This window comes from Bradyrhizobium sp. JR4.1 (assembly GCF_040548605.1).
GTDB lineage: Bacteria > Pseudomonadota > Alphaproteobacteria > Rhizobiales > Xanthobacteraceae > Bradyrhizobium > Bradyrhizobium canariense.
Genome location: NZ_JBEPRY010000019.1, coordinates 19508 through 38274, shown reverse-complemented (window position 1 = coordinate 38274; position 18767 = coordinate 19508). Strand labels below are relative to the sequence as shown.

Sequence of the window (18767 nt, the reverse complement as noted above, 5' to 3'; positions counted from 1 at the left end):
CGACGGAGCGAACCCTCGGCCGGGAGATCAAAAATCGGAGACTTCTGGAGACCCCATTCCAGGCTTCGTAGTGCGAATCTGGCGGGCACTGAAGATCGCGAAAAGATCCCTCGCGTGTCTGTTTGCTTGGTGCGCTCGGAGGGACTCGAACCCCCACGATTTTACTCACTGCCACCTCAAGGCAGCGCGTCTACCAATTCCGCCACGAGCGCTTTTGGGGATGCCGGCTTGAGGCTTGAAGGCCAACCGGATCAACGGCGCCGATCTAACAAATCCGCCAGAGGGGTACAAGCCTCCAAAGGCCCTGAATTCCACAAGCTTTGCAGGAAAGTTCCGGCTCGTTGCGCCGGGATCGGCCTTTTCCGCCCTGCCAGACCGCTACCGCGTGCCCAGGCCGCTACCGCGTGCCCGGGATACGTGGCAGCATCTGCTTGACCTCGACCGCGATGCGGTTGCGGTCGACCAGCACGACGCCGGAGGCGACCGGCAGATTATTGGCCAAAACCTTGACCTCGTCGGCCTCGGTTGCGTCCAGCTCGATGATGGCGCCGCGGGAAAGACGTAATACCTGATGGATCGGCATGGTGGTCGTCCCGAGGACGACCATGAGATCCACGGTGACTTTGTCGAGAGTAGGCACTTCAGGACCACCGCAACTTGGGACTAGGACTAGGGACTTGGAATTTGCGCCTGCGATCATCACCTGGTTATGGTTAGCCAATGGTTAATTCACCTCGAAACCCCCGCCAAAACCAGCGTCAAGAGCTCGATTTGACGCCGTTTTCCGCCTCCTCGGGCGAGCCCGTGGAGTGGCGGATTTCGGACGCGCCCGTGCCCTATCCGGAGGCCGTGGCTGACATGGAGGCGCGCGTCACGGCGATCGCGGCCGGTGAAGCCCCGGAGCTGGTCTGGCTGCTGGAGCACCCCCCGCTCTACACCTCCGGCACCTCGGGCAAGGCCACCGACCTGCTCGATGCCCGATTCCCGACCTTTGCCACCGGGCGCGGCGGCCAGCTCACCTATCACGGGCCCGGCCAGCGCGTGGCCTATGTCATGCTCGACCTGAAGCGCCGCCGGCCGGATGTCCGGGCCTATGTCGCGAGCCTGGAAGAGCTGATTCTGCGGACGCTCGCCGCGTTCAACATCCGTGGCGAGCGGCGCGAGGACCGGGTCGGCGTCTGGGTGAAGCGGCCCGACAAGGGACCCGAGCACGAGGACAAGATCGCGGCCATCGGCGTCCGGCTGAAGCGCTGGGTCTCGTTTCATGGCATCGCGATCAATGTCGAGCCGGAGCTGTCGCATTTCGCCGGCATCGTGCCCTGCGGCGTCGCCGACCCCCGCTACGGCGTCACCTCGCTGGTCGATCTCGGCCAGCTCGTGACGATGGCCGATGTCGACGTCGCGCTCCGGCAGGCCTTCGAGGAGCTGTTCGGGCCGACCCGGGCGCTGATGCCGGAAGCCGTCTAACGCTTTCTGTAGAGCGCCTCGCCTCTCTCGTTTTCCGCCGACGCGGAATCGGCTACGCTCGATTCCGGTGTCGCCCACGCCTCCCCCCTCCGCCGGGAAAGTACATTTCATACCGGGCGAATTGATCATCGGACCGACTGTTCGAGCGCCAGGCATAAGGAGGGGTTGCGTTTCAGCTCGCAATGGGAGGTTTAGCGATGAGACTGTCTGCACCCATCTATCATCTGAAGCGAAGAGCGAAGCGCCTGTCCCGCGGGGAAGGCATTCCGCTGCACGATGCGCTCGACCGTATCGCCGCGACGGAAGGATTTTCCGCCTGGAGCATGCTCGCGGCGAAAGCTGCCGCAGCGACGCCGGCCAACAGGCTTTTCCCGCAATTCCAACCGGGTGACCTGGTGCTGGTCGGCGCGCGCCCCGGCCAGGGCAAGACCCTGATGAGCCTCGGGCTTGCCGTGGAGGCGATGCGGTCGGGCCACCGCGCCGCGTTCTTCTCGCTCGAATACACCGAGAAAGACGTTCTGGATCGTTTTCGGGCGATCGGCGCGGATCCAGCGCAATTCGAACAACTCTTCGAGGTCGATTGCTCCGACGTCATCAGTGCCGATTACGTCGTCAAGCAGATGGCCGCAGCACCGCGCGGCACGGTCGTGGTGATCGACTATCTGCAACTGCTCGATCAGCGGCGGGAAAATCCCGACCTCACCGTTCAGGTGCGCGCGTTGAAATCATTCGCGCGCGACAAGGGATTGATCGTCGTCTTCATCTCGCAGATCGACCGTTCCTATGATCCCTCGCTCAAATCCTGCCCTGACCTGGACGATGTCAGGCTGCCGAACCCACTCGATTTGAAGCTGTTCGACAAGACCTGTTTCCTGAACAAGGACGAAGTTCAGTTTCGCATAGCGAGCTGACGATCCCTGGCAGCCGGTTGAGGCCGCGGGTGCGGTTGTTCACCCGCGGCCTCGCTCCTCATGCCTTCTCCGGCGAGACCTCGAGCTTGCCGGCGATGTAGCGCCGCTCCTGGGTCAGGCCGCCAAAGCCATAGGCGTCGCCCTTGACCTCGTCGACATGCAGATAGGTCTCGTGATGCAGCGGGCCCAGGATCCCGGCCATGCGCTGGAACATCGCGGCGAGATAGGCGGCCTTCTCGTCCTTGGTGTTGGTGCCTTCGCTGACGTGGATGTCGATCCAGTAGCTCGCGAGCTTTTGCTCCGCGAGCGACTTGCCGCCGGCGAACCAGTCGCCCGCCTCCACCGACTTCACGATGATGGCGGTGACCTCAGGATCCTTGTGCAGGATTTTTGCGGTGAGCTCGGATGCGGCGCTCGCGACGTCGGCCTTCAGCGAGGGCGACTGGCGGGAGGTGGTGTAGGACACGGTGATCAGCGGCATGGTCGTTCTCCTCGGATGTCGCGCAGGTGTTGCGCGGCGTTGGGGAGAAGCTAGACCCGCCATCGACATTTTGGTATCTTATCTCTGTTGATACCAGTGATAAGATATCGTAATGACAGCAACGCTCGACATCGCCACCGTCCAGGCCTTCCTGCTGGTCGCCGACCTCCAGAGTTTTACGCGCACCGCCGAAGCGCTTGGCACGACTCAGGCGGCCGTCAGCCTCAAGCTGCAACGGCTAGAGACGCTGCTGGGAAAACGTCTCGTCGAGCGCTCGCCACGCGCGGTCCGGCTCACGGCAGACGGCGCGACGTTCCTCGATCGCGCCCGCGCGCTGATCGCGGCGCATGATCGCGCGCTATCGGGCGAGGCCTCAGTCGCGCAGTCGCTCTCGCTCGGCATCTCCGACCATGCTGCGGGGCCGGAGCTGGTACCCCTGCTCGAACGCCTGCATGCAATGTCGTCGAACCTCACGCTCGCCGTCACCATCGGCTTCTCGCGCGAGATGCAGGAGGCCTATGATGCTGGCCAACTGGATGCGGTGATCGTGCGCCAGGAAGGCAGCCGACGCGGCGGAGAGAAGCTGGCCGAGGACGAATTCGGCTGGTTCGCATCGAGACGCTTCACCGTGCCAAAGGGGCAGCCTTTGCCGCTCGCGACGCTCGCCCCGCCCTGCGGGGTCCGCGCCATCGCCGTGCGCGCGCTCGACAAGGCCGGCCTGAAATGGCGTGAGCGCTTCGTCGGCGGCGGCGTCACCGCCGTGGTTGCAGCCGCGCTCGCCGGACTTGCAATCGCGCCGCTGGCGCGACGGATCGCGCCCCCCGGGCTGGTCGATGTCGGCCTCGCCAACACGCTGCCAAAACTCGGCAGCTCGAAGGTGATGCTCCATTCGAAGGTCAGCGATCCCGCCAAGCTCGCGGCATTGCGCGCGGTAGCGGCGACGTTTCGGAGCGTGGCGGCGGTCTGACCCTGCTTTACAAGATCGCCTCTAATGCTGCGACCGTCTGCTGGTTTGCGTCCTGCATACGGGCTCGCAATGTTGCCTAAAAATGTTCCAAACTCCGGGAACAATCCGCCACGTGCTGCGTTTGCCCCCGTTGAGGCAGGGTCCGGGAATGGTCGAGAAGTCTAGTCAGCAGAGGGACTTGTTCGAAAGCGAACGCAGTTTCCGGCTCTTAGTTGAAGGAGTTGCGGACTACGCGCTCTACATGCTGGATCCCACCGGGAGGATCACCAGCTGGAACATCGGCGGCGAGCGCATCAAGGGCTATTCGCCCGGGGAGATCCTCGGCCAGCACTTTTCCCGTTTCTACACCGAGACCGACCGCGCCAACGGCAAGCCCGCCCGTGCGCTCGGCATCGCGCGGGAAAAGGGCCGCTATGAGGAGGAAGGCTGGCGCGTCCGCAAGGACGGCACCTTCTTCTGGGCGAGCGTCGTGATCGATCCGATCTACGAGGCCGGCGAGTTGGTCGGCTTCGCCAAGATCACGCGCGACATCACCGAGCGCCGCAATACCCAGCTCAAGCTCGAGGCGATGCAGAAGCAGCTCGCCGAATCCCAGAAATTCGATGCGCTCGGCCAGCTCACCGGCGGGGTCGCCCACGACTTCAACAACCTCCTGATGATCATCAGCGGCAGCCTGCACATGCTGAAGCGAGGGGCCGACGACGAAGCCAAACTGCAGCGCGCGATCTCGGCGATCGAGACCGCCACCAGGCGCGGCGCGGCGCTGACCAACCAGCTCCTCACCTTCGCACGGCGGCAGAGCGTCAATCCGCAGGCAATCGACTTCGCCGACCGCATCGCGGCGATCCGCGAGGTGCTCGATGCCGGCGTCGGCAGCTCCGTGCGCCTGGCCTTCGACGTCAGCGGCGACGTGTGGCCGATCAGGACCGACGTTTCCGAGCTCGAGACCGCGCTGCTCAACCTCGTCATCAATGCCCGCGACGCGATGCCCGACGGAGGCACGGTGACGATCGCAGCGCGCAATCTCGTGCTCGACGAAGACCCCCTCGTGGGCGAATTCATCGCGATCGACGTTAGCGATACAGGCCTCGGCATTCCCTCCGACGTTCTCGACAAGATCTTCGAGCCGTTCTTCACAACCAAGCCGATCGGAAAGGGCACCGGCCTCGGTCTCTCGCAGGTGCACGGCTTCGCCCATCAGGCCGGCGGCACGGTGCGGGTCGCGAGCGCGCTCGGCAAGGGCACGACCTTCACCATTCTCCTGCCGCGCGGAGAAGACGAACCGTCGCGCGAGGCGGCGGGAGAACCGGCGTTCCAAGGCAGCGGCACGGTGCTGCTGGTCGAGGACAATCCGGACGTCGCCGCCGTCAGCATCGGTCTTCTGGAGCAGCTCGGCTATCAGGTGCGCCGGGTCGCGGACGCCGAAGCCGCTTTGAGCGAGATCGAGAAGAACGGCGTCGACTTCGTGTTCTCGGATATCGTCATGCCCGGCAAGATGGACGGGCTCAGCCTCGCCCATCACCTCCGCCAGATCCGCCCCGGCCTGCCGATCCTGCTCGCCACCGGCTACAGCGAAGTCGCCGCCGGCGTGCGCGGCGATTTCCCGATCCTGCGCAAGCCCTACGAGATCCACGAATTGAGCGAAGCGATCGCCAAGCTGCCGCGGTAATTCTTCAGCTACACCGTCGGCAACACCGAAAACGCCTCCCCCGCCCGGCGCAAGTTCAGCTCATCGACATCGGCCGTCTCGCTGGTGACACTGTCGACGCGCGAGGACGGCGGGCCGTGGCGGCACAGCGCCACCATGTCGGCGACGTGCTTCGGCGGCCCCGCGAACAGCGCTTCGACGCTGCCGTCACGGCGGTTGCGGACCCAGCCTTCGAGGCCGCACGTCGTCGCCTGATATTCGAGCCAGGCCCGGTAGCCGACGCCCTGCACGCGGCCGCGGATCATGACCTGGAGGATCGCCCGGCTCATCGTTTCAGTCCGAGGACATCGGCGCTGCGCGCCTTGACCTCGGCCTCGCGCGTGACGCGGCTGGTCAAGTCCGACGACGGAAGGCCTTTGAGATTCTTCGGCGCAGTGCCGTCGCGCAGCGCCTTCTGCGTCTCGTAGACGGCCTGCGTTGCGGCCGCGATCGGCGCGTGGCCCTGAAGCGCGATGCGCACGCGCTGGCCAGCAAGGTATTCGAGCACGTTCAACTCCTCCGGCGCGCCGCCGAGCACGATCGGCAGGCGCGTCGCAGATGCGATGGCCTCGAGCTCGGCGCGCGACTTGATGCCGGTGAAGAACAGCGCGTCGACGCCGGTGGCCTCATAGGCCCTGGCGCGGAGGATCGCATCCTCGATCGAGGTGACCGAGGCCGCACCGGTGCGACCCATGATGACGAGCGAAGGATCGCCGCGGCCGTCGAGTGCCGCCTTCATCTTGCCGACGCCCTCCTCCAGCGAGATCAGCTGCGTCTTCGCTTCGCCGAAGCCAGCCGGCAGCAGCGTGTCCTCGATGGTGAGGCCGGCGGCGCCCGCCGTTTCCAGCTCCTGCACCGTGCGGCGCACGTTGAGCGCGTTGCCATAGCCGTGATCGGCATCGACCAGCACCGGAAGTGCTGCCGCACGCGACATCCGCCGCATCTGCTCGGCAAGCTCGGTGAGCGTGATCAGCGTGATGTCGGGGTCGCCGAGCACCGCGAGCGAAGCCACCGAGCCGCCGAACATGCCGAGCGGGAAACCGAGATCCTCGGCGATGCGGATCGAGATGGCGTCGTAGACCGAGCCGGGGTGGACGCAAGTCCCGCCCGACAGGATGGAGCGCAGTTTTTCGCGGCGGGAACGAAAGGCCATGGTGCCCTCTCAACTGTTGCGACGCAGCCGCAACATACACCGTCATTGCGAGCGCAGCGAAGCAATCCAGAATCTTTCAGCGGAGGCAGTCTGGATTGCTTCGCTGCGCTCGCAATGACGAAGTCAGTGGACCCCTCGCAAGAGTCCCCCCCCAAACCCTACGCAAACTCCAAAATCAGCGCATCCACCGCGAGCGTCGCGCCGGCGCTGGCGTGGATCTTCTTTACGGTGCCGTCCTGCTCGGCGCGCAGAACGTTCTGCATCTTCATGGCTTCGACCACCGCGAGCGTCTCGCCGGCCTTGACCTCCTGCCCTTCCGTCACCGCGATCGAGACCACGAGGCCGGGCATCGGACAAAGCAGCTTCTTGCCGGTGTCGGCAGCCGTGGTCACCGGCATCAGTCGCGCCGAGGCTGCTTCCGCTTCGGTCCAGACATAGACCGGCACCTCGACGCCCTGATGCGCGAGGCGGATGCCGTTCGCGATCGGACGCACCTGCACTGCGACCACGTGCCCGTCGATGGTGCCCTGCCAGACCGGATCGCCCGGCTTCCACGGCGATTGCAACAGATGCGCATTGCCGGCCCTGCCGTCGGCATCGAGGAAACGCACCGCGACCGACTCGCCCTCGCGCGCGATCTCCAGCAGGATCTCCTGGCGGTCGAGCCAGACCGCACGGCGACGCTCGCGCTGCACGACGCGGCCGCCCATCTGACCCGAGATCTGCCGCTTGCGCTCGCCGAGCACGTGATCGATGGCGGCGCCGACCGCGGCAAGCCGCCGTGCGACCTCGCCTTCCGGCACGCGCACGGCAAAGCCCTTGGGGAATTCCTCGGCGATGAAGCCGGTGGAGAGCCGGCCTTCGCGCCAGCGCGGATGATGCATCAGCGCCGACAGGAACGGGATGTTGTGACGGATACCGTCCACGTAGAACGAGTCCAGCGCGGTGGCCTGCGCCTCGATCGCGGCCGCGCGCGACGGCGCGTGGGTGACGAGCTTGGCGATCATCGGATCGTAATGGATCGAGATCTCGCCGCCCTCCTGCACGCCGGTGTCGTTGCGCACGGTGATGCCGTCCTGGCTCGCTTCCGCCGGCGGACGGTATTTCACCAGACGACCGATCGAGGGCAGGAAGTTGCGGAACGGGTCCTCGGCGTAGAGACGCGACTCCACTGCCCAGCCCGTCAGCGTGACGTCCTTCTGCGTGATCGCGAGCTTCTCGCCGGCGGCGACGCGGAGCATCTGTTCGACGAGGTCGACGCCGGTGACGAGCTCGGTAACGGGATGCTCGACCTGGAGGCGCGTGTTCATCTCGAGGAAGTAGAAGCTCTTGTCCTGCCCCGCGACGAATTCGACGGTGCCGGCGGAGTCGTAATTCACCGCTTTGGCGAGTGCGACCGCCTGCTCGCCCATCTTGCGGCGGGTGGCTTCATCGAGCAGCGGCGACGGCGCTTCCTCGATGACCTTCTGGTTGCGGCGCTGGATCGAGCATTCGCGCTCGCCGAGATAGATCACGTTGCCGTGCTTGTCGCCGAGCAGCTGGATCTCGATATGGCGGGGGTCGACGATGAACTTCTCGATGAAGACCCGGTCGTCGCCGAACGAGGCCTTGGCCTCGGCCTTGGCGAGGTTGAAGCCCTCGGCGACCTCGGAGGTCGAATGCGCGATGCGCATGCCCTTGCCGCCGCCGCCGGCGGAGGCCTTGATCATCACGGGATAGCCGATCTCGTCGGCGATCTTGACCGCGTGCGTGGCGTCCTCGATGACGCCGAGATAGCCGGGCACGGTCGAGACTTTTGCCTTCGCGGCAGCCCTCTTGGATTCGATCTTGTCGCCCATCGCCGCGATCGCGCCCGGGTTAGGGCCGATGAAGACGATGCCGGCCGCCTCCAGCGCGCGCGGAAACGCCTCGCGCTCGGACAGGAAGCCGTAACCGGGATGCACCGCCTCGGCGCCCGTCTTGCGGCAGGCCTCCACGATCTTCTCGATCACCAGATAACTCTCGGCCGCAGCTGGCGGCCCGATCAGCACGGCCTCGTCGGCCATCTCGACATGGAGAGCGTCGCGGTCGGCCTCAGAATAGACCGCGACCGTCTGAACTCCCATGCGGCGAGCGGTCTTGATGACCCGGCAGGCGATTTCGCCGCGATTGGCGATCAGAATGCGTTTGAACATGCTTTTCTTGAGTCTCGACCTTGGGCGGGACCCTTCCCTCGCCGTTGGAGCCTATGGGATGGGCCGTGTGGCTCCCGTGGTACATCAAAATAGGCCGGAGGCAACGGTCAAAATCCGGCCCCTCTGGCGTACCAGCGCAAGACCGAAGCAAGACCGAAACGGGCTTTGCAGGCTCCCGGACGGCCTACGGCTTCCCGGCCTTGCCCACGTTCCGGACCAGGCCGTGAATGAAGCCGAGCTTGTCGACGACGACCGGCGAGAGGATGAACGGATAGAGGTCGCGCATGCCCAGGGCGCGGTTGACGCTGTTCATGGCGAAGGTGAAGGGCAGCCATGCGTTGACGATCGCCTCGACGTCCCTCGCTTCGTAAGGGTTGAAGCGGATGCGCGTCGTCAACTCCCCGTCGCGATCCACCTTGGGCCGCACCTCCATGCCGAACTCGCTAGCCATCTCCAGGGTGTCGACGATGTGAAGATAGTGCGCCCAGGTCTCGGCGAAATCTTCCCACGGATGCGTGGTCGCGTAGGCCGAGACGTAGTTCTGCTGCCAGTCCGGCGGGGCGCCTTCGGCATAGTGGCGCTGCAAGGCCTGGCCGTAATCGGCGGAATCGTCGCCGAACACGGCGCGGCATTCGTCCAGCTTGCCGCCGTCGCGCACCAGCACGTCCCAGAAATAGTGCCCGACCTCGTGGCGGAAATGCCCGAGCAGCGTCCGGTAGGGCTCGCCCATCTCCAGCCTGCGCCGCTCGCGCTCGATGTCGTCGGCCTCGGTCAGCGCGATCGTGATCAGGCCGTTGTCGTGGCCGGTCAGGACCTTCTGCCCGCTCTGCGGATCGTCGGCGAGGAAATTGAAGATCAGGCCATGTTCGGGATTGTCCTGCCGGGTCTGGAGCGGCAGCTTCCAGCGGATCAGGGAATAGAACAGCCGGTGCTTCGCCATCTCCAGCTCACGCCAGCCGGCGAGTTGCGCCGGATCCGACAGGTCCGGCACGACGCCGTTATGGCGGCAGGCGCGGCAATAGCCGGTGGTATCACCTGCATCCGTCAGCCAGTTGCACGAATCGTGCTCGGCATTGCTGCACAGCATGCGACTTTCGCCCTTGGTCGCCAGCGTCTTCCAGGCCTCTCCGTCGGGCTCGATCGCCGACATCGTCTCCTTCTCCGGCAGGAAGGCGACCCGATGGCCGCAGCGTTCGCAGGCGCGGTTCTCGAAATAGAGGACGTTGCCGCAGGCCTGGCAGACAAAAAGCTTCAAGATTTAGCCTCTTCGGAAAGGGAGCTTTTGGGAATGAAAGTTGTGGCGCCTCGCGGATACGCGCGCGGAGGGCTCATCGTTCCAAGGTTCGGAACAAATAGCCAGACTTGGCGTTCGTTGATGCCCACCATACTGCATTCGGCGACGCCTTTCTTTCCATATTCCTTTTGAGCAATGGCCATCACGCGTCGTCTGTGTGAATATCGGTCGGCCACGTGCGCTCCCGCATCACAACGGCCAACGCCTTGAACGATCCTTTGCCCGAGACCATCGCCGCCGAAAGGCTGCGCCAGCACCTGGAAGATGTCGCGCGCGAGCGTGACAACGCCTATCGCGCGCTCCAGGAACGCGAAGCCGAGCTTGCGCGCATCCAGCGCATCGGCAAGGTCGGCGGTCTCGAAGTCGACTTCCGCGAAGGCTTCAAGAACCGCCGTTCGCCGGAATATCTGATGCTCCACGGCCTGCCGCCGGAAGCTGCCGGCGAGTCGCACGAGGATTGGATCAATCGCGTTCATCCCGATGACCGCGACGCTGCGGTAAAGCACTTCATCGATGCGCTGTCCGGCACGAGCGAGGACTACACCGCCGAATACCGCATCATCCGTCCCAGCGACGGCGAGACCCGCTGGATCCGAGTCGTCGCCAAGATCGAGCGCGATCGTGACGGCCGTGCCCTCCGCCTCGTGGGCGCCCATATCGACGTCACCGACCAGATGCTGGTGCGCGAGACCCTGCGCGAGAGCGAGGAGCGCTTCCGGCTGATCGCCGACAGCGCGCCGGTGCCGATCTGGGTCACCAAGCTCGACCGCACACGGTCCTTCGCCAACCAGGCCTATGTCGATTTCGTCGGCCTGCCCTACGACCAGGCCATCTCCTTCGACTGGCGCAAGGTGCTGCATCCGGACGACCTGCCGCATGTGCTGCAGCAATCCGTCCAGGGTGAAGCATCGCTCAAACCGTTCGTGCTGGAAGCCCGCTACAAGAATTCCGCCGGCGAGTGGCGCTGGCTGCGTTCGGAATCGCAGCCGCGCTGGGACCCGACCGGCAGGCATATCGGCTTCATCGGCGTTGCCCACGACATCACGGTGGCCAAGCAAGCCGAGATCGAGCTCCGGCAGCTCAATGAGACGCTGGAAGAACGCATCGTCGAGCGCACCGCCGAGCTCGAATCCAACGAGGCGCGGCTGCGCGCGATCCTGGAAACCAGCAACCAATATCAGGGCCTCGTCAATCTCAGGGGCGAGCTGCTTTACGCCAACACGACCGTGCTCGACGCCATCAAAGCGAGCCCTGCGGACGTGATCGGAAAGCCGTTGTGGCAGACGCCCTGGTTCAGCACGACGGAGGGCATGAGCGCACTGGTGCACGAGGCCTTCGACACCGTGCTCAAGGGCGAAGCCGTGCGGCTGGAGATGCGCCTGCGCCTTCCCATCGGCGAGCGCGATTTCGAGTTCGGCATGCGCCCGGTGCTCGACCGCCACGGCAACATCACCGGCGCGGTGCCCGAGGCTGTCGACATCACCGAGCGCCGCCGCGGTGAGGAAGCGTTGCGGCAATCGCAGAAGATGGAGGCGATCGGCCAGCTCACCGGCGGCGTCGCGCACGACTTCAACAATCTGCTCACCATCATCCGCTCGGCCACCGATTTCCTGCGCCGCCGCGAGCTGCCGGAGGAACGCCGCCGCCGCTATGTCGATGCCATCTCCGACACGGTCGAGCGTGCCTCCAAGCTGACCGCCCAGTTGCTGGCGTTTGCGCGCCGGCAGCCGCTCAAACCGCAGATCTTCAACGTCGCCAGCCAGGTTGAAGGCGTCGCGCAACTGGTCCGGCCGCTGGTCGGTGCTCGCATCGAAATCGCGGTGGAGGTTCACGATGGCGACTGCTTCACGGTCGCCGATATCGCGCAATTCGAGACCGCGCTGATCAACCTCGCGATCAACGCGCGCGACGCCATGGACGGCGAAGGCCGCCTCACCATCGCGGTCCGGAAGGTTCAGGGCATCCCTAACCTGCGCGCGCAATCGGCGCGCGGCGGCGACTATGTCGCGATCTCGGTCGCCGACACCGGCAGCGGCATCGCGCCCGAAAACATGGAAGCCATCTTTGAGCCGTTCTTCACCACCAAGGAGGTCGGCAAGGGCACCGGCCTCGGCCTGAGCCAGGCCTTCGGCTTCGCAAAGCAGTCCGAGGGCGACATCGCCGTGACGAGCAAGCATGGTGAAGGCGCGACCTTCACCATCTATCTGCCGCGGGCGCAAAGCCCCGCGACGGATCAGGAAGCCGCGGCGCTGACCTATGAGGCCGCGTCCACCGGGCGCGGCTATCGCGTGCTCGTAGTGGAAGACGACGACGAGGTCGGCCGGTTCTCCACGGAGCTGCTGGAAGACCTCGGTTATGTCGTCCGCCGCGCCGCCAACGCCAATGCGGCGCTCGCCATCCTCGGCGAGAACGAGTTCGCCGTCGATCTCGTCTTCTCCGACGTCATCATGCCCGGCATGAACGGCGTCGAGCTCGCCGGCATCATCCGCGAACGCTATCCGGGCCTGCCCGTCGTGCTCACCTCTGGTTACAGCAACGTTCTCGCCGAGAACGCCGATCGCGGTTTCGAGCTGATCCAGAAGCCGTATTCGGTCGAAGCGCTGTCGCGCATCTTGCGCAAGGCGATCACGGCAAAGCTGTCGATGGCGCGGTGAGAGTGAACATCGCGAGACGCCTCCACAGATTCCGTCATTGCGAGGAGCTCTTGCGACGAAGCAATCCAGAACTCGCTCCGCGGAGACAGTCTGGATTGCTTCGCTCCGCTCGCAACGACGGCGCTATCGCGGCGCCCTAACCCCACAGGCTTTTGAGCAACATTGTGGACTGAAGCTCGGGCCGAGACGCGGCAAATCGCAGATAGCCGTCCGCGCCCGCGGGGGAAGACATCGGCATCGGCTTCCGCTATCGCTCCCGAATGAAGCCTTCCCACTTCGAGGACTGACCGTGCCGTCTGACGCCATCCTGGCCTGGAGCATCATCGTCGCCGCGACCGCGGGCGTCATCATCCGGCCCTTTCGCCTGCCGGAGGCGATCTGGGCCGTCATCGGCGCCGGCGCGCTGCTGCTGCTCGGCCTGCTGCCGTGGCAGGATGCGCTCACCGGCATCGAGAAAGGCGTCGATGTCTATCTCTTCCTGATCGGCATGATGCTGATCGCCGAACTGGCGCGGCTCGAGGGCCTGTTCGACTATCTCGCAGCGCTCGCCGTGGAATATGCCGGCGGCTCGCCGCAGCGGCTGTTCCTGCTGATCTACATCGTCGGCACGCTCGTCACCGTCCTGCTCTCGAACGACGCCACCGCGATCGTGCTGACGCCCGCCGTCTATGCCGCGACGCGCGCAGCCGGCGCCAAGCCGCTGCCTTATCTCTTCGTCTGCGCCTTCATCGCCAACGCCGCAAGCTTCGTGCTGCCGATCTCCAACCCGGCCAATCTCGTCGTGTTCGGGGCCCACATGCCTGCGCTCACCGAATGGCTGCGCCTGTTCGGCCTGCCCTCGGCGGCCTCGATCCTGCTGACCTATGTCGTGCTGCGCCTGAGCCAGCACCGCGCCCTGAAGGAAGAGACGATCGCGCGCAGCGTGCCACATCCGAAGCTCGGCCGTGGCGGCAAGCTGACGGCCATCGGCATCGTGGCGATCGGAATCGTGCTGGTCACGGCCTCCGCGCTGGACAAGCAATTGGGCCTGCCGACCTTCGTCTGCGGCGTGGTGACGGCCGCAATCGTGCTGCTCGTCAGCCGGCAATCGCCGGTACCTGTGCTGGGCGGCGTCTCCTGGAGCGTGCTGCCGCTGGTCGGCGGGCTGTTCGTGATGGTGGAAGCGCTGATCAAGACCGGCGTGATCGGGCAACTCAGCGCGCTGCTGCATGAAGCCGTCGGGCAATCCGTGACGAAGGCGGCCTGGAGCGTCGGCATCGCCACCGCAGTCGCCGACAACATCGCCAACAATCTTCCCGTCGGCCTCGTTGCGGGCTCGGTCGCCGCCAGCGATCATTTACCCGCGCCGGTCGTCAGCGCCATCCTGATCGGCGTCGATCTCGGGCCCAATCTGACGGTGACCGGTTCGCTCGCGACCATCCTGTGGCTGGTGGCGCTGCGGCGGGAGAAGATCGAGGTCGGCGCCTGGCCGTTCCTCAAGCTCGGACTGCTGGTGACGCCACCGGCCCTGATCGCGGCCTTGGCGGCCGCGATCAGGTAGCTTGCGAGATTAATCGTTCTCGTAGCCGTAGACTTCCGGCAGGATGAAGATCGCGGCGAGCAATCCGATCAGCGGGAAGATCGCGACCATCAGCGTGGCATTCGCCTGCCCGATTGCAGCGAACACCGTCGGGAACAGGAAGATCGCGAGGAACGACGGCAACTTCACGAACATGTAGGCGAAGCCGCTGGCGGTGCCGCGGTATTTCGGCTTGGCGACCATGGTCGGGATCGTCATGCAGTTCGACGCGTCCCAATAATGGCCCCACAGCATGGCAGCAGCCGCGAACGGCAGCAGGATCTTGTTGTCGGTGTAGAGCGCGAAGGCGGCAACCAGCAGGGAGGCCAGCACGATCGAGAAGCCCGCAATGGAGATGCCGCGATGGCCGATCTTCGGCGTCAGCAGCGGACCGACCCAGCCGGACAGCGCAGCGAACGAGAACAGCGCCATCGTCACCAGATTGATGCCGAGCACGCTCGACACGCCGACCATCACAAAGAGCACCGGCAGGTAGAACGCGAAGGTCGAGAACTCGCTGGCCTGCGCGAAGCAGGCGATCCAGCCGTAGATCGTGGCGCGCCAGCGGATCGGATCCTTCTTAAGGTCGGCGAGGAACGCGCGGGTGGAGACCTTGGGCACCTCCACGTCATGGTCCGGCAGCATGGCGAGATCGTCGTTGAACATCTCGCGCGCGACCTGCTTGGCCTCGCGGTAGCGTCCCTTCTGCACCAGCCACACCGCCGTCTCAGGCACGTCGTGGCGCATCACCAGGATGATCAGCGCCGGCAGCGCGCCGAGGCCGAGCGTCACCCGCCACAGCATCTCGTGCTGCATGTCGATCAGCAGGAAGATCACGATGACGCCGATGGTGAGGACTTCACCGACCGCGAACATGAACTGCCAGCGGTTGCCCATGACCTCGCGCTCGCCCTTGGCCATGGATTCCATGATGTAGGTGTAGCCGGTCGAAATATCCGAGCCGAGCGGAACGCCGAGCAGGAAGCGGATCACGACGAGCCAGCCGACGCTGGGCACGAAGGCCTGCGCCAGCGCCAGCACGATGAACATCACCATCGTCACCAGGAACATGACGCGGCGGCCGATCTTGTCGGAGAGCCAGCCGCCGAGCAGCGCACCGATCATGGCGCCGCCTTGCGTACCGGCCGCGGCCAGGCCCAGCATCAGCGGATCGGGATTGTACTGCTCCTTGATGAAGATCAGCACGAAGGCGATCGAATAGAGATCCCAGGCCTCGACCAGGATCGAGGCCATCATCAGCCAGCCGACCTTGTTGCCCTTGGGGCTGTAGTTCGTGATGAGGTAGCGGACCGCGGCTTCGCTCGCGGTCGGTTGTGGCATCGCCATCGTCGACATCTTTGGTCCTCTCTTCAAAACTTTCTAAAGCGCGATGAGATCAGGATCGTCATCGCGTTTTGGCCTAATTGTTTGAGCATGATCTCTTCGGAAAGCCGCTGCACACTTTTCCGGATCATGTGCCAAGCAGCGGCTCGATGCTGCAATCGAGCAGGCGCGGGTCGATCCCGACCTCCATGCCGGTGAACATCTCGCCCATGTAGTCGATCAGTGCATCGCTCGCCTTCACTGCGTCCTCGACGCGGCGGCTGGCGACCGCGGCGAGAATGGCGAGGTGATGATCGATCGTGCCTGACAGCTCGGCCTGTCCCGGCATGAACCGGTGGTGGATGTAGCCGATGCGCCGGTACAGCGTGTGCAACGGCCGCAGCGTGTGCACCAGAAAGGGCTCGCCTGCCGCCTCCAGCACCAGCGCGTCGATGCGGCGGTCGATATGATTGAACTCGTCGAGGGTCAGACTGGCGCGGCGTTCGCGCAAAAGACGCTCGATGTGCAGCGCCTGATTGCGGTGCGAGAGGCTGGCGCGGTCGGCCGCAAGCCGGATCACGAAGCGCTCCATGTCGCGGCGCAAGGCCAGCAGCATGCGCTCGCGTGCCAGATCGATCGGCGCAATGCGCAGACCGTGGCGCGGACGGATGATGATCAATGTATCGGCGGAGAGACGATTGACGGCGTGATGAACCGGCGTACGGCCGAAGCCGGTGATGTGCTGCAATTCCAGCATCGTCATGAACTGGCCGGGCTTGAGCTCGCAATGGACGAGCAGCTCTTCGATCCTCTGATAGGCCAGCTCGAAGAAGTTGAGACGGTTGCGCCGGGAGGGCTTGCCCTCGCCGTCGTCGTTCCTCACTACCTCGAGCGCGCGCTTGCGCGTTGCCATGTCGTCTCTCCCCTCAGCCCGCGCCGTCGTTGCAGGGCGGTGCCTTGTTGGTGATATCCCTAAAACATGTTGTGATATATTACAAGCGGGCGTAAGACTCCGCCCGTGCCCGCACCATGCTGCGGTGCAGAATGACAACAAGACGGCGCTGCGCGCCTGCGATGGGAGGAGTATTGCCGTGAAGATCACGTCAATCGAGACGCTGCGCACCGAAGAATTCTCCAACGTCATCTGGGTGCGCGTCCACACCGACACGGGCATGATCGGCCTCGGCGAAACCTTCTACGGCGCCGGCGCGGTCGAGGCCCAGATCCACGACACCTTTGCCGGCCGCCTGCTCGGCCGCAATTCGCTGCACATCGAGGCGATCCATCGCGACATGCTGAACCTGCCGATGGCGCAGTCGTCCACCGGCGTCGAGTATCGCGCGGCCTCGGCAATCGACATTGCGCTATGGGACCTGTTCGGCAAGGTCTGCAATCAACCGGTGCACCAGATGCTCGGCGGCCTCTGCCGCGACAAGCAGCGCATCTACAATACGTGCGCCGGCACCCAATATGTCCGCTCCACCAATATCAGCCCGGTCGCGAACTGGAATCTTGGCGCTGCCAAAGGTCCCTATGAGGATCTCGACGGCTTCATGCACCACGCCGATGCGCTTGCCGAAAGCCTGCTGGAGAGCGGCATCTCGGCGATGAAGATCTGGCCCTTCGATCCGGCGGCGCAGGAGAACAAGGGCCTGTACATCACCGCCGCGCAGATGAAGCACGCGATCGAGCCGTTCGAAAAAATCCGCAAGGCCGTCGGCGACAAGATGGAGATCATGGTCGAGCTCCATTCGCTGTGGAACCTGCCGACCGCAAAACAGATCGCGCGCGCGCTCGAGCCCTACAAGCCGACCTGGTACGAAGACCCGATCCGGATGAACTCGCCGCAGGCGCTGGCCGAATACGCCCGCTCCACCGACGTCTGGGTCTGCGCCAGCGAGACGCTGGGCTCGCGCTTCCCCTACAAGGACATGCTCGACCGCGACGCCATGCATGTGGTGATGGCGGATCTGTGCTGGACCGGCGGCCTCACGGAGGGCCGCAAGATCGCGGCGATGGCCGAGACCTATCACCGGCCCTTCGCACCGCACGACTGCATCGGACCGATCGGCTTCATCGCCGCCATCCACATGTCGTTCAGCCAGCCCAACACGCTCATCCAGGAATCGGTGCGCGCCTTCTACAAGGGCTGGTACAATGAGCTCGTCACCACCATGCCCACGATCAAGGACGGTTTTGTCTATCCGATGGAAGGCCCCGGCCTCGGCGTCGATCTTCTGCCCGCCGTCTTCGACCGCTCCGATTTGACCGTGCGCCGTTCCAACATCTGAGGATCTTTTGAGATGAGCACCGCCCTCTTCGACCTTTCCGGCCGCACCGCGCTCGTGACCGGCTCCTCCCGCGGCCTCGGCCGCGCCATTGCCGAGGGCATGGCCAAGGCCGGCGCCAGGATCATCGTCAACGGCGTCGATCCCAAGCGCGTCGAGCAGGCCGTCGCCGAGTTTCGCGCCGCCGGCTACCTCGCGGAAGGCGCCGCGTTCAACGTCACCGACGAGCCTGCGATCGTCGCCGCCTTCAACGACTTCGGCGACAAGGGCATCGCGGTCGACATCCTCGTCAACAACGCCGGCATCCAGCACCGCAAGCCGCTGGTAGAGTTCACCACCGACGAGTGGCGCAAGGTGATCGAGACCAACCTCACCAGCGCCTTCGTGATCGGCCGCGAGGCGGCCAAGCGCATGATCCCGCGCAAGCACGGCAAGATCATCAATATCGGCTCGCTCGGCAGCGAGCTCGCGCGTCCGACGATTGCGCCCTACACCGCCGCCAAGGGCGGCATCAAGAACCTGACCCGCTCGATGGCGGTGGAATGGGCCCAGCACGGCATCCAGGCCAACGCGATCGGCCCCGGCTACATGCTGACCGACATGAACGAGGCGCTGGTCAACAACACCGACTTCAACAACTGGCTGATGGGCCGCGTTCCCTCCAAGCGCTGGGGCCGACCTGACGAGCTGGTGGGCGCCGCGATCTTCCTGGCGTCGGATGCTTCGACCTATGTCAACGGCCAGATCATCTATGTCGATGGCGGCATGATCGCTGCGATGTGAGCCGCGAAACGCTGAAGGGAGCCAACC

At 64.9% G+C, this 18767-nt stretch carries 17 protein-coding genes and 1 tRNA gene; 8 read left to right on the top strand and 10 right to left on the bottom strand.

Features of this window, described 5'->3' with window-relative positions; all coding sequences use genetic code 11:
• Positions 1 to 127 precede the first annotated feature (127 nt).
• Both ABIB90_RS29485 and ABIB90_RS29480 read right to left on the bottom strand, forming a co-directional pair.
• Positions 128 to 212: transfer RNA gene (locus ABIB90_RS29485), tRNA-Leu, on the bottom strand.
• Between the two features lie 185 nt (positions 213 to 397).
• Positions 398 to 640 carry a FliM/FliN family flagellar motor switch protein gene (locus tag ABIB90_RS29480; protein ID WP_007603171.1) on the bottom strand — a complete coding sequence of 81 codons (243 nt, stop codon included), beginning with the start codon at positions 638 to 640 and terminating at the stop codon, positions 398 to 400.
• Positions 641 to 720: 80 nt separating this feature from the next.
• On the opposite strand from ABIB90_RS29480, the gene lipB reads away from it, so the two are divergent.
• A complete protein-coding gene (gene lipB / locus ABIB90_RS29475; protein WP_354201864.1) occupies positions 721 to 1467 on the top strand; it encodes a lipoyl(octanoyl) transferase LipB in 747 nt (248 codons plus the stop codon).
• Positions 1468 to 1664: 197 nt separating this feature from the next.
• Entirely contained in the window at positions 1665 to 2378 is a 714-nt protein-coding gene (locus ABIB90_RS29470) for a DNA helicase (protein WP_354201863.1), read from the top strand.
• A 58-nt stretch (positions 2379 to 2436) separates the two neighbouring features.
• On the opposite strand, the gene ABIB90_RS29465 is transcribed toward ABIB90_RS29470, so the two are convergent.
• Positions 2437 to 2859: a tautomerase family protein gene (locus ABIB90_RS29465; protein WP_354201862.1), complete on the bottom strand. Its 423-nt coding sequence runs from the start codon at positions 2857 to 2859 to the stop codon at positions 2437 to 2439.
• Between the two features lie 112 nt (positions 2860 to 2971).
• Between ABIB90_RS29465 and ABIB90_RS29460 the strand changes: the two genes are divergently transcribed.
• Positions 2972 to 3826: a LysR family transcriptional regulator gene (locus ABIB90_RS29460; protein WP_354201861.1), complete on the top strand. Its 855-nt coding sequence runs from the start codon at positions 2972 to 2974 to the stop codon at positions 3824 to 3826.
• 148 nt (positions 3827 to 3974) lie between these two features.
• A complete protein-coding gene (locus ABIB90_RS29455) occupies positions 3975 to 5495 on the top strand; it encodes a PAS domain-containing hybrid sensor histidine kinase/response regulator family protein (RefSeq protein WP_354201860.1) in 1521 nt (506 codons plus the stop codon).
• A gap of 8 nt (positions 5496 to 5503) precedes the next feature.
• Here ABIB90_RS29455 and ABIB90_RS29450 read toward each other — a convergent pair whose 3' ends face one another.
• The 5 genes from ABIB90_RS29450 to ABIB90_RS29430 all read right to left on the bottom strand — a co-directional run bounded on the left by ABIB90_RS29450 (position 5504) and on the right by ABIB90_RS29430 (position 10277).
• Positions 5504 to 5803: an acylphosphatase gene (locus tag ABIB90_RS29450; protein WP_007603158.1), complete on the bottom strand. Its 300-nt coding sequence runs from the start codon at positions 5801 to 5803 to the stop codon at positions 5504 to 5506.
• Entirely contained in the window at positions 5800 to 6666 is an 867-nt protein-coding gene (locus ABIB90_RS29445; protein WP_354201859.1) for an isocitrate lyase/PEP mutase family protein, read from the bottom strand. The genes ABIB90_RS29450 and ABIB90_RS29445 overlap by 4 nt, the downstream gene beginning before the upstream one ends.
• Before the next feature lie 158 nt (positions 6667 to 6824).
• Positions 6825 to 8840, bottom strand: a complete 2016-nt coding sequence (locus ABIB90_RS29440) for an acetyl-CoA carboxylase biotin carboxylase subunit (protein WP_354201858.1) — start codon at positions 8838 to 8840, stop codon at positions 6825 to 6827.
• Positions 8841 to 9024: 184 nt separating this feature from the next.
• Positions 9025 to 10095, bottom strand: a complete 1071-nt coding sequence (locus ABIB90_RS29435; RefSeq protein ID WP_354201857.1) for a zinc-binding metallopeptidase family protein — start codon at positions 10093 to 10095, stop codon at positions 9025 to 9027.
• A complete protein-coding gene (locus ABIB90_RS29430; RefSeq protein WP_354201856.1) occupies positions 10092 to 10277 on the bottom strand; it encodes a hypothetical protein in 186 nt (61 codons plus the stop codon). The genes ABIB90_RS29435 and ABIB90_RS29430 overlap by 4 nt, the downstream gene beginning before the upstream one ends.
• A gap of 33 nt (positions 10278 to 10310) precedes the next feature.
• Here ABIB90_RS29430 and ABIB90_RS29425 point away from each other — a divergent pair, with 33 nt between their 5' ends.
• Together ABIB90_RS29425 and ABIB90_RS29420 are read left to right on the top strand one after the other, a co-directional pair.
• The gene (locus ABIB90_RS29425) at positions 10311 to 12788 is read left to right on the top strand and encodes a PAS domain-containing hybrid sensor histidine kinase/response regulator (protein WP_354201855.1); all 2478 of its coding nucleotides are present in this window, start codon (positions 10311 to 10313) and stop codon (positions 12786 to 12788) included.
• A 289-nt stretch (positions 12789 to 13077) separates the two neighbouring features.
• Positions 13078 to 14328: an arsenic transporter gene (locus ABIB90_RS29420; RefSeq protein ID WP_354201853.1), complete on the top strand. Its 1251-nt coding sequence runs from the start codon at positions 13078 to 13080 to the stop codon at positions 14326 to 14328.
• A gap of 9 nt (positions 14329 to 14337) precedes the next feature.
• On the opposite strand, the gene ABIB90_RS29415 is transcribed toward ABIB90_RS29420, so the two are convergent.
• Positions 14338 to 15702 (bottom strand): MFS transporter, encoded by a 1365-nt coding sequence (locus tag ABIB90_RS29415; RefSeq protein ID WP_354201852.1) that lies wholly within the window; start codon positions 15700 to 15702, stop codon positions 14338 to 14340.
• 115 nt (positions 15703 to 15817) lie between these two features.
• Complete coding sequence (locus tag ABIB90_RS29410; protein WP_219684005.1) at positions 15818 to 16582, bottom strand: GntR family transcriptional regulator; 765 nt, start codon at positions 16580 to 16582, stop codon at positions 15818 to 15820.
• A gap of 178 nt (positions 16583 to 16760) precedes the next feature.
• Between ABIB90_RS29410 and ABIB90_RS29405 the strand changes: the two genes are divergently transcribed.
• Together ABIB90_RS29405 and ABIB90_RS29400 are read left to right on the top strand one after the other, a co-directional pair.
• Complete coding sequence (locus tag ABIB90_RS29405; protein ID WP_354201851.1) at positions 16761 to 17960, top strand: mandelate racemase/muconate lactonizing enzyme family protein; 1200 nt, start codon at positions 16761 to 16763, stop codon at positions 17958 to 17960.
• Between the two features lie 12 nt (positions 17961 to 17972).
• Positions 17973 to 18740, top strand: coding sequence for an SDR family oxidoreductase (locus ABIB90_RS29400; protein ID WP_354201850.1), 768 nt, complete (start codon positions 17973 to 17975; stop codon positions 18738 to 18740).
• Positions 18741 to 18767 lie beyond the last annotated feature (27 nt).

What these genes read in the sequence shown, in the direction of transcription:
- lipB (WP_354201864.1), top strand. Translation starts at nt 721, where the DNA reads ATGGTTAATTCACCTCGAAACCCCCGCCAAAACCAGCGTCAAGAGCTC.
- ABIB90_RS29470 (WP_354201863.1), top strand. Translation starts at nt 1,665, where the DNA reads ATGAGACTGTCTGCACCCATCTATCATCTGAAGCGAAGAGCGAAGCGC.
- ABIB90_RS29465 (WP_354201862.1), bottom strand. Translation starts at nt 2,859, where the DNA reads ATGCCGCTGATCACCGTGTCCTACACCACCTCCCGCCAGTCGCCCTCG.
- ABIB90_RS29460 (WP_354201861.1), top strand. Translation starts at nt 2,972, where the DNA reads ATGACAGCAACGCTCGACATCGCCACCGTCCAGGCCTTCCTGCTGGTC.
- ABIB90_RS29455 (WP_354201860.1), top strand. Translation starts at nt 3,975, where the DNA reads ATGGTCGAGAAGTCTAGTCAGCAGAGGGACTTGTTCGAAAGCGAACGC.
- ABIB90_RS29450 (WP_007603158.1), bottom strand. Translation starts at nt 5,803, where the DNA reads ATGAGCCGGGCGATCCTCCAGGTCATGATCCGCGGCCGCGTGCAGGGC.
- ABIB90_RS29445 (WP_354201859.1), bottom strand. Translation starts at nt 6,666, where the DNA reads ATGGCCTTTCGTTCCCGCCGCGAAAAACTGCGCTCCATCCTGTCGGGC.
- ABIB90_RS29440 (WP_354201858.1), bottom strand. Translation starts at nt 8,840, where the DNA reads ATGTTCAAACGCATTCTGATCGCCAATCGCGGCGAAATCGCCTGCCGG.
- ABIB90_RS29430 (WP_354201856.1), bottom strand. Translation starts at nt 10,277, where the DNA reads ATGGCCATTGCTCAAAAGGAATATGGAAAGAAAGGCGTCGCCGAATGC.
- ABIB90_RS29415 (WP_354201852.1), bottom strand. Translation starts at nt 15,702, where the DNA reads ATGTCGACGATGGCGATGCCACAACCGACCGCGAGCGAAGCCGCGGTC.
- ABIB90_RS29410 (WP_219684005.1), bottom strand. Translation starts at nt 16,582, where the DNA reads ATGGCAACGCGCAAGCGCGCGCTCGAGGTAGTGAGGAACGACGACGGC.
- ABIB90_RS29400 (WP_354201850.1), top strand. Translation starts at nt 17,973, where the DNA reads ATGAGCACCGCCCTCTTCGACCTTTCCGGCCGCACCGCGCTCGTGACC.